Genomic DNA, 3,028 nt, shown 5'->3' with positions numbered 1-3,028 from the left:
GTTGCCAATCCGGCGGGGTCAGGCACGTTTGAATGCGGCGGCAGCGCGACGGTCACGCAGGATCTAAGCCCGCCCGCCGGGCAGGCGTTGGATGTCAGTACAACGGACCAGGTCAGCATCGTGACTACCACCGGAAATGCGCTGAACCTAACCACGTCAGTGGGAGATGGCGGTATCACCTTCACGGATGACTATGCCTCGACCTTCACCGGCGCCGCCGTCGGAATTTCTGCGACAAACGCAGGCACTGGTGCCGTGACAGTTACAACGACTGGCGCTGTCACGGGATCTAGCGTTACTGGGATTTATGCGTTTACCTCTTCTGATGGCACGGATCTGACGATCACGTCGGCAGCGGTGTCGGGCGGTTATTACGGAATCTATGCTCGAAACTACGGCACTGGTGCGCTGTCGGTCACAACGACCGGGGACGTCATGGGCACGGATCGCTATGGGGTTTTCGCATGGAACCAATCTAACGGCACGGGTCTGACGCTCACGACGGCGGCGGTGTCGGGTGGTCGAACTGGAATTGTTGCACGGAACTTAGGAACCGGGGACTTGTCGGTGACAGCGACCGGCGATGTCGCGGGCACCAATTACGACGGAATATTTGCGATAAACCATTCATCCGGCGACAGTCTCACGATCACGGCGGCAGCAGTTTCAGGCGGCGGTGGTAACGGGATTTTGGCAACAAACTTTGGAACTGGAGCCTTGTCGGTAACCACCACGGCAGCTGTCACGGGTTCCAGCAGGGATGGGATCGAGGCGTACAACTCCTCTGCGGGCACTGACCTTACCATCGCGGCGGCAGCAGTTTCAGGCGGTGATAACGGGATTTCCGCGGAAAACGAAGGTACTGGCGCTTTGTCGGTAACGTCCACGGCAGCTGTCACGGGTTCCAGCGGTAATGGGATTGAAGCGTTAAACACTTCTGCGGGCACCGATGTCACGATCACCGCGGCGGCGGTGTCGGGCGGTCAAAGTGGGATTGTTGCGCGGAACTTAGGTTCCGGGGACTTGTCAGTTGCAGCGACCGGTGACGTCACAGGCACGAACGCCTATGGGATTTTCGCACAGAACACTTCGGGCACGGATCTGACGATCTCGGCCGCAAAGGTCAGCGGAAACACAGTAGGCATTGGCGCAGTAAACTACGGCAATGGCGCGTTGTCGGTGACGACCACCGGGGATGTCACGGGATCTAGCGATACTGGGATTGAGGCGCTTAATTCTTCTGCGGGCACGGACCTGACGATCACGGCGGCGGCGGTGTCGGGTGGCCAAAGAGGGATTTACGCGGAAAACGAAGGTACTGGCGCTTTGTCGGTAACGTCCACGGCAGCTGTCACAGGCTCCAGGGGTGATGGCATTAATGTGTTTAATAATCGTTCGGGCACGGATCTGACGATCTCGGCCGCAAAGGTCAGCGGAAACACAGTAGGCATTGGCGCAGTAAACTTCGGCAATGGCGCGTTGTCGGTGACGACCACCGGGGATGTCACGGGATCTAGCGATACTGGGATTGAGGCGCTTAATTCTTCTGCGGGCACGGACCTGACGATCACGGCGGCGGCGGTGTCGGGGGGCCAAAGAGGGATCTGGGCTCGAAACCAAGGCAATGGCGCTTTGACGGTAGCATCGACTGGCGCTGTCACAGGCTCAGGTGGCGAGGGGATTTATGCGCGAAATACTTCGGGCACGGATCTGACGATTACGGCAGTCGGGGTTACCGGCTCTAACGATGGGATTTCCGCAACGAACGACGGCAGTGGAGCCTTGTCGGTGACCACCACCGGGGCTGTCACGGGTTCCAGTGACAATGGGATCGAGGCGTACAACTCCTCTGAGGGCACAGACCTGACTATCACGGCGGCTGGGGTCTCAGGCGGTGATAACGGGATTGCCGCAACAAACGAAGGTACTGGCGCTTTGTCGGTAACGTCCACGGCAGCTGTCACGGGTTCCAGCGGTAACGGGATTGAAGCGTTAAACACTTCTGCGGGCACCGATGTCACGATCACCGCGGCGGCGGTGTCGGGGGGCCAAGCTGGAATTGGTGCAATAAACTATGGCGCTGGCGCTTTGACGGTATCATCGACTGGCGCTGTCACAGGCACAGGTGGCGAGGGGATTTATGCACAAAACACTTCGGGCACCGACCTGACAATCACGGCGGTCGGGGTTTCCGGCTCTGACCGTGGGATTTCCGCAACAAACGACGGCAGTGGAGCCTTGTCGGTAACCACCACTGGGGCGGTCACAGGTTCCAGCAGTAATGGGATCGAGGCGTCCAACTCCTCTGCGGGCACTGACCTGACGATCACGGCGGCTGGGGTCTCAGGCGGTTATAACGGGATTGCCGCGGACAACTCCGGCAGCGGCGGGTTGTCGATCACGACAACGGGCGCTGTCACGGGATCTAGCGGAAGTGGGATTGTCGCCTTGTCTTCATCCTTAAGTGCAGGCACGGATCTGACGATCTCGGCCGCAAAGGTCAGCGGAAACACAGTAGGCATTGGCGCAGTAAACTTCGGCAATGGTGACGTGTCGGTGACGACGACGGGACCCGTGACGGGCTCGACTGGAAATGGGATCGTTGCGACGGCCTTTCGCGGTGCGGCCAGCGTCGTCGCGCAGGGTGATGTCACGGCAACTGGCGTGAACAGGAATGGGGTGTATGCAGATGGTGCCAGCGGTGCCGAGGTGACGCTGTGGGGCAGTGTGCAGGGCGGATCCGGTACGGGTGCGGGGGTGTGGCTCGGCGGAAGAGATGGGGAGTCCAACACGTTGAACGTAGAGGCCACGGGATCGGTCTCCGCGCTGTCGGGCCTGGCGGTCCGGAGTCGCGACGGGCATGACGTGGTGAACATCGCGGGCCTGATCACCGGCAGTGTCGATCTGGGGGACGGGCGCAACAGGGTTAACATCCTCTCCGGCGGCCGCCTCGATGCAGGAAACAGCATCAACGTTGGGGATGGCTTTGTGGTGAATGAGGGTACGTTCTCGCCCGGCGGCGACAATG

At 60.2% G+C, this 3,028-nt stretch carries 1 protein-coding gene; it reads left to right on the top strand.

Annotated elements, in window-relative coordinates; all coding sequences use genetic code 11:
* The coding region (locus tag ACR0BU_RS24575) for a beta strand repeat-containing protein (RefSeq protein WP_480755782.1) at window positions 1-3,028 on the top strand (3,028 nt) is incomplete at both ends.

It is taken from the genome of Ruegeria sp. CK2, from assembly GCF_056536585.1.
This window is presented reverse-complemented; position numbering and strand designations above follow the sequence as displayed.